Raw genomic sequence first — 7,151 nt, forward strand, 5'->3', positions numbered from 1 at the left:
GAACATGAAGTGCATTTTGACGAATTTCATTTACCAAATCATCATATAAATGTTCGTCCATAATTTCTCCTAAAGCGGGACGAAAAATGCGGTAACTGTTGTAGACAATAAAAATCGAGGCGAACAGTGCTGCCCAATCATTGGCCGCTTCATAACCGGGTCCCATCGAGAGCGCAATAGCAATACCTGCAAAAGCAGCCAACGACGTCAATGCATCACTGCGATGGTGCCATGCATCGGCTTTTAAGGATGAACTGTGAATTTGTTTACTTTTTTGAATTACTATGCGGTAAGAGACTTCTTTCCAAAGGATGATTCCACCCAAAACCACCAAGGTAAAAGGATGGGGCAATTCATGAGGATGTTGAATGTTTTGAATGCTTTCATGCGCGATGAATGACGCGGAAACTACCAAAAAAACGACCACCAAAAAGGTGACCAACGGTTCGATTCTCCCATGTCCGTAAGGATGGTTGGCATCGGCAGGACGATTGGCATATTTGATTCCCAACAAGACCAATAGTGAGGCAAAAATATCGGTTGTGGACTCAATCGCATCGGCAATTAGCGCATACGAATTCCCCAAAATGCCACTAATGCCTTTAATTAGCGCCAACAGCACATTTCCAAAAATGCTGAAATAAGTAGTCTTTACGGCTATGTCGGTTGCTTTATTCATACTTCTTCGGCCATGTATCCTACGCCACGAACAGTTTTTAAATAGTCGTTGTCTTTGGTGAGTTGTAACTTTTTTCGAATGGCATTCATAAACACATCAATTACTCCTGAATCGTATTCAAAATGGATGTGCCAAACCTGTTCGATAATTTGATTTCGGGTGCAAACTTTTCCCTTATTTTTTACCAAAAAAAGCAGCAGTTCAAACTCGCGCTGGGTTAGTACAATTTCTTCATCAAGATTAAAAACCTTGTAACGGTGGGGTTCCAATCGAAATGGCCCAAGTGTAAAAATCTCCGTAGCTTGAGTATTTCTGAAATGAACCTTGATTCGCTCGAGTAATTCTTCAAAGCTAAACGGCTTTTTGATATAATCATTGGCGCCCGCTTGGAGTCCCTCTATCGTTTCTTGCACGGTATCTTTGGCTGTCAAAAACAAAATTGGGGTCTCGACATCTTTGGTACGAATGGTTTTACACAACTCCAGTCCATTCATCTTGGGCAACATCCAATCCAGAAGATACAAATCAAACGTGGTTTCATGTAGTCGTTTGAGACCTTGCACTCCATCGAGGGCGTGTGTCACTTGAAATCCTTCCTCTTCGAGCCCTTGCTGTATAAAGTCTGCGATTCCTTTTTCGTCTTCAACCAACAAAATCTTCATGGCTTTTTTTTGTAAAGGTAACATAGGACAAAAGTTTGCAGTGAAACGGTTGTTCTAAATTAAGCAAATATTAAGGGAATCGGTAGAAAAAATGCTACCAAATTTACGATTGGCATTTCCAATCACACGCTAAAGCATCCCGTTATACTTGCGTATAAACCATTCTGCGGCCAATAATGCAGTAATCGTGAGCAACAACCAAGTCCATTCGATCAAAGGCGATTTGACCACTTGTTCTTTTTGGATAGGCTGATATTTCGGGTCGGCAATCAATTTTTCAATCAATTGATCGACTTGATTTGGAACGTAGACTGCTCCTTGCGTATGCTGTGCCAATTGCTTCAGTTGGTCCATGTTGGGATTTACAAATTGTTTTTCAATGTTAAAATCCAACACTTCAAACGCCCCACTATAACTGGTATTAGTGTTCAATTCCCGTACGGTGAACGAATATTTTCCGGGCGTTAAACCTTCTAAGTCCACTTTATAATATTGGTTGGACAACAACAAATCATATTGCTTTTTTTGCTGATTTTGTTTGTTGACCAATGCAATACTCAACCGTGCTTTGGCATCAAATTCATAGTTTTTATTGAAAAATTGCGCGGTAATTTCAAGCGGATCGCCCGAATTGTAAAAGCGTTCATGATTGACAACCAACGATTTTCGAGCATCATTTGAGGCCAGATATTGAATCGTTTTGTCCAAAAACTGGTCAAATGGTTCAAACGACTGTTTGGCGACAAAGACGTGAGCACGCCATTTCCATAGGTTTTCACCGAGGAGCATGGCACTTCGTTGTCCTTCATTTTCTGTGAAAAACCATAACGGGTCACCAGTTCCTAGGGTGCGAATGCGCGACTCTAAAACCGGTTGCACACCCGAACTTACCGTGAAATTACCAAACGGATTTTCTAACGGAGGAAATTGATCAAATCCGATATCCTCTGTCGCAAAGATTGAAAAATCCGAACGATACAACGCTTGATAATCCTCTTTTTGATTGGACATTTTAAAGGTGGCCGCTTTTTGGATCTGATTTAAAAAACCAAAATCGGTATGATTTCCAGTGATGATAAACGTATTTAGACGCCGATTTTTATTGGCTTCCAAAACCGATTTAAATCGTGCAGTGGGTTGGTACAATAATAAAATATTATACTTATGTAAATCACTTGCATTCTGAGGCTTAAGTAAGGTTACCTTTCGCTGTGCATTAGATTGAATACTGCGTTTCAATACGCCAAGATCGGGATGCTCAATTTCTGAAATCAAAGCGACTTCCGTTCGTTGATCGATAACTTCCACAGCAAAACGTTGGGTATTATTATAGGTGTTTTTCTCCTTTTCATTCGAGGAAATGTTCGCCGAATACGTTTGTACTCCAAGCGCATTCGCTGGCAGTAAAGCATTAACAACTTGGGCGCGTTTATCGGGTGAAAAAGTAAGCGCTTGACGATACACTACAGAAGCGCCATTTCGTATGGAAAAAGTAGCTTGAAGCGTCTTTGTCCCGTTGTAATTGACAAAAACTTCTACAGGAAATTGGTTTTTATAAAAAGCATACTTATTGGCATTTACTTTGGCAATTCGTAAGTCCAAATACTGGGTCGTATCGCCCATGACTACAGGAAAAACCTTATGATCGGCCTGAAAACCAAAAACATAATCACTGCCTGAAGTTTGATTCCCATCCGAGAGCACAATTGAAGTGTACGGTAGATTTTTATACAAATTATGTACGGTAGGTCCGACGAGATCCAAGCGTGAAGCTTTGCCTTGATAGGTAAGACTGCTATCGTCAAAAAAAGAACGGCATTCGGTATCGACATAAAACGATTGAATATCAAATTTGTCTTGCAATCGCGAATTGGACGTGATTTTTTTCCAAACTTCTTTTGAGGTTTCCTTGGCGCCTAATTCTTTAATCGAAGACGAATTATCTACGACAACGGCCAAAGGCGGTTTTTGAATTTGCAATGTTGACCGACGAATAATCGGATTGATAAGCAACAATAGGAATCCGAAAATTGCCAAAAAACGCAAAAAAGCCAAAACCTTCACCGTTAGGCTTAGCGTTTTGGCTTTATAAATATAATGATAATACGACAAGCCACCCGCTGTAAGGAGCGCTAGCACAAGCCATAACACGGTGTTTGTCGTCATAAAAGTGTTCAAATTTAAGTAAGCATTCCCCCATCTACATTAAGAACTTGCCCCGTTACGTAGGCACTCATATCGGAAGCTAGAAACAGACAGGCATTGGCTACATCTTCAGGCGTACCCCCGCGTTTTAACGGAATAGAATCGCGCCATCCTTGAACCACATCGGGATTTAATTTGGCAGTCATTTCGGTTTCAATAAACCCAGGCGCAATCGCATTGCAACGAATGTTTCGAGAACCTAGTTCTAGTGCAATTGATTTTGTAAATCCAATCATTCCCGCTTTAGAAGCCGCATAGTTCGCTTGACCCGCATTTCCTTTTACCCCAACAACACTACTCATGTTAACAATAGAACCGTAACGATTTTTCAACATGATTTTTTGAACGGCTTTGGTCATATTGAAAACGGACTTAAGGTTGATTTCAATGACTTTATCAAAATCTTCTTCGCTCATTCGCATTAGTAAATTGTCTTTGGTAATTCCCGCATTATTGATCAAAACATCAACGGTTCCAAAATCGGCAATCACGGCATCGACCAATTGTTGCGCCTCTTCAAAACTTCCTGCATTCGATTGATAGCCTTTTGCTTTAACTCCAAGCGCGAGCAATTCATTTTGTAATACCAAAGCCGATTCGGCCGAGGAACTGTATGTAAATGCCACATGGGCTCCTTGTTGTGCAAAAACTTTTGCAATACCACTTCCAATCCCACGACTGGCCCCAGTGATGATAGCTACTTTACCTTCGAGTAATTTCATGTGTGAATGATTTAATATCGATTAACAAAGTGCCAAATATAACGAATAATTGCGCGTTGAAAAAAATCTTTAACGCCCAGTAAACCTTTTTGTGAAATTCATGTCATACCCGCTATTCACCGCTTTTTGCTGTGCATTCACCAACCTAACCACTATGAAACGAATTACGCTAACCCTATTGATTGGCTTTCTTGCGCTTTCTTGTCAAAAAAGCGAAGACTATGTAGCCGTTCCTGGTTATCCTGCCGTTACGGCAACCTTTGGATCCAACCTTGATTTGGATAATTTGGCCAACTATGCCAACCAACCGATTCCGAGTTACATCACCAAGTTTAACGGTCAAAATAATCCCATTACCAACAAAGGTGCAACCTTGGGACGGGTTTTGTTTTACGACAAAAAACTATCATCCAACAACAGCATTTCCTGTGCTTCCTGTCACCAACAAGCTCATGCTTTTAGTGATGCCCAAGTAGCAAGTGCAGGTGTCAATGGGTTAACAGATCGCCATTCGATGCGATTAATCAACACGCGATTTTCGATAGAATCTAAATTTTTCTGGGATGAACGCGCTACTTCCCTAGAGGCGCAAAGCACACAACCTATTCGCAATCATGGTGAAATGGGTTACAGCGGTACTAATGGCGATGAAGATTTTTCGGCGTAAATTACGAAACTTAATGGATTGAGCTACTACCAAGAGCTATTTCAATTTGTGTACGGTTCACCTGAAATTACCGAAGTAAAAATTCAAAATGCTCTAGCGCAATTTATCCGCAGTATTCAATCATTTGATTCCAAATATGATCAAGGGCGCAACCAAGTGGCCAATGATGGAGTTCCTTTTCCGAATTTTACCAATCAAGAAAATATGGGTAAAAATTTATTTTTAACGCCTCCGCAGTTTAATGCCCAAGGGGTTCGCACCGGCGGAGGATTAGGTTGTGCGGGCTGTCATGCGGCACCAGAATTTGATATCGCGCCCAACAGTGGAAATAATGGCATTATAGGAACACTTGCAGGAAGCGGCATTGATATCCATGTTACCCGCGCCCCAAGTTTACGTGATTTAGTAAAAACCGATGGAACCGTCAACGGCCCCATGATGCATACTGGCGTGATTAATTCGCTTCAGGCTGCGATTGGACATTATGGCACCATAAATTTGGCACCGGGCAATCCCAACCTTGACCCCAAACTGCGCCCCAACGGATTTGGACAACAACTCAACCTGAATCAACAAGAAGTTAATGCTGTAATCGCTTTTATGCGAACGTTGAGTGGTACCCAAGTATATACCGATGTAAAATGGTCCAATCCTTTTCCGAATTAAATTTGAAAACAAACAGGTATAAAACAAAAAATCCCGCTGCAAACGAGCGGGATTTTGTTTATGTAAGAAATGAGCTGATTAACCCAATACCTCTTTTACTTTTTTACCAATTTCAGCAGGTGAATCCACCACGTGAATTCCACATTCTCTCATGATGGCTTTTTTAGCGGCAGCGGTATCATCAGAACCACCCACAATAGCACCAGCATGCCCCATGGTACGTCCTTTGGGAGCCGTTTCACCAGCGATAAATCCTACAACGGGCTTGCGATTTCCATCGGCTTTAATCCATCGGGCAGCATCCCCTTCCAATTGACCACCAATTTCACCAATCATAATGATACATTCTGTTTCAGGATCATTCATCAACAACTCGACCGCTTCTTTAGTGGTAGTTCCAATAATTGGGTCACCACCAATACCAATCGCAGTAGTGATACCGTAACCTTGACGCACTACTTGATCTGCGGCTTCATAGGTTAACGTTCCCGACTTAGAAACGATACCCACATTTCCTTTTTTGAAAACGAAACCAGGCATAATGCCAACTTTTGCCTCTTCAGGAGTAATCACCCCTGGGCAGTTGGGTCCGATTAAGCGGCACGATCTATTTTTGATATAGTCATAAGCTTTCATCATATCAGCCACAGGAATACCTTCTGTAATGGCAATGATCACTTTGATACCCGCATCAGCCGCTTCCATAATTGCATCAGCAGCAAAAGCAGGTGGAACAAAAATAATCGACGTATCAGCTCCAGCTTGCTCTACAGCATCTTTAACGGTATTGAAAACAGGACGATCCAAGTGGGTTGTCCCTCCTTTTCCGGGAGTAACGCCACCGACTACATTGGTGCCGTATTCAATCATTTGAGATGCGTGAAAAGTACCTTCACTACCGGTAAAACCTTGAACGATTATTTTGGAATTTTTATTGACTAAAACACTCATGACAGTTATTTATATGTTTGTTAAAAGGTGTCACAAAAATAGGAAAACAGATTCAGAATAGGATGCACTATTCATAGAATTTTATCGTTTTTTTTGCAAATTTTCTATACACCCGACTTGTAACGGATTACCCATTTTTATCCTATAGGGAGTATCGGCTGTAAATGGATAGGAAGTGATATTCCAATATCCTTTTGAATTGGGAAATTGCTTTTCGTAAGCTACTACAAATGAATGTAATATATAATAATCATTGGGAAGTACAAGATAGAGTTCGCGCTTGCACCAACGCGTCGGACTCACGACCCAATACTTTTTGTTTTCAATTTTTCGTGTATGTAAAAAAGGGAGTAACGGTTTTGGACAGTCGTTTTAGTTGTCAAAAAAATATAGAGCGACTTGCCTTTTACACTGTATACATTGAATGAAAAATACTGATTATAATACCTGAAATTTCCAATTACGGGCATTATCCAAAAACACAGGATGACCAAACCATGCTTTTTAAACACCAATGGCCATGGAGCGTCAAAAAAACGCATTTTTGAGACAACGTATCCTATACCACTGATGCCAAACAACGCTACATACCAAGGCAC

6 protein-coding genes and 1 pseudogene are annotated in these 7,151 nt (G+C 41.0%); 1 reads left to right on the top strand and 6 read right to left on the bottom strand.

Features of this window, described 5'->3' with window-relative positions; genetic code table 11:
- The 4 genes from ABWO12_RS11780 to fabG all read right to left on the bottom strand — a co-directional run.
- Positions 1 to 679, bottom strand: a 679-nt coding sequence (locus tag ABWO12_RS11780) for a cation diffusion facilitator family transporter (RefSeq protein ID WP_353089179.1), incomplete at its 3' end; no start/stop codon positions are given.
- The gene (locus tag ABWO12_RS11785) at positions 676 to 1,341 is read right to left on the bottom strand and encodes a response regulator transcription factor (protein WP_353089188.1); all 666 of its coding nucleotides are present in this window, start codon (positions 1,339 to 1,341) and stop codon (positions 676 to 678) included. The genes ABWO12_RS11780 and ABWO12_RS11785, both read right to left, overlap by 4 nt.
- Positions 1,342 to 1,470: 129 nt before the next feature.
- Complete coding sequence (locus ABWO12_RS11790; protein WP_353089181.1) at positions 1,471 to 3,507, bottom strand: hypothetical protein; 2,037 nt, start codon at positions 3,505 to 3,507, stop codon at positions 1,471 to 1,473.
- Positions 3,508 to 3,521: 14 nt separating this feature from the next.
- Positions 3,522 to 4,268, bottom strand: a complete 747-nt coding sequence (fabG, locus tag ABWO12_RS11795; protein WP_073362273.1) for a 3-oxoacyl-[acyl-carrier-protein] reductase — start codon at positions 4,266 to 4,268, stop codon at positions 3,522 to 3,524.
- 154 nt (positions 4,269 to 4,422) lie between these two features.
- Here fabG and ABWO12_RS11800 point away from each other — a divergent pair.
- Positions 4,423 to 5,601: pseudogene (locus ABWO12_RS11800) on the top strand (cytochrome-c peroxidase).
- A 78-nt stretch (positions 5,602 to 5,679) separates the two neighbouring features.
- On the opposite strand, the gene sucD reads toward ABWO12_RS11800, so the two are convergent.
- Positions 5,680 to 6,552: a succinate--CoA ligase subunit alpha gene (gene sucD, locus ABWO12_RS11805; protein ID WP_353089184.1), complete on the bottom strand. Its 873-nt coding sequence runs from the start codon at positions 6,550 to 6,552 to the stop codon at positions 5,680 to 5,682.
- 81 nt (positions 6,553 to 6,633) lie between these two features.
- Complete coding sequence (locus ABWO12_RS11810; protein ID WP_353089186.1) at positions 6,634 to 6,855, bottom strand: hypothetical protein; 222 nt, start codon at positions 6,853 to 6,855, stop codon at positions 6,634 to 6,636.
- Between the last annotated feature and the right edge of the window lie 296 nt (positions 6,856 to 7,151).

This window comes from Flavobacterium sp. (assembly GCF_040379285.1).
Lineage (GTDB): Bacteria > Bacteroidota > Bacteroidia > Flavobacteriales > Flavobacteriaceae > Flavobacterium.

Excerpts from the sequence above, each read along its gene's own strand:
- ABWO12_RS11785 (WP_353089188.1), bottom strand. The coding sequence starts at position 1,341 with ATGAAGATTTTGTTGGTTGAAGACGAAAAAGGAATCGCAGACTTTATA.
- ABWO12_RS11790 (WP_353089181.1), bottom strand. The coding sequence starts at position 3,507 with ATGACGACAAACACCGTGTTATGGCTTGTGCTAGCGCTCCTTACAGCG.
- fabG (WP_073362273.1), bottom strand. The coding sequence starts at position 4,268 with ATGAAATTACTCGAAGGTAAAGTAGCTATCATCACTGGGGCCAGTCGT.
- sucD (WP_353089184.1), bottom strand. The coding sequence starts at position 6,552 with ATGAGTGTTTTAGTCAATAAAAATTCCAAAATAATCGTTCAAGGTTTT.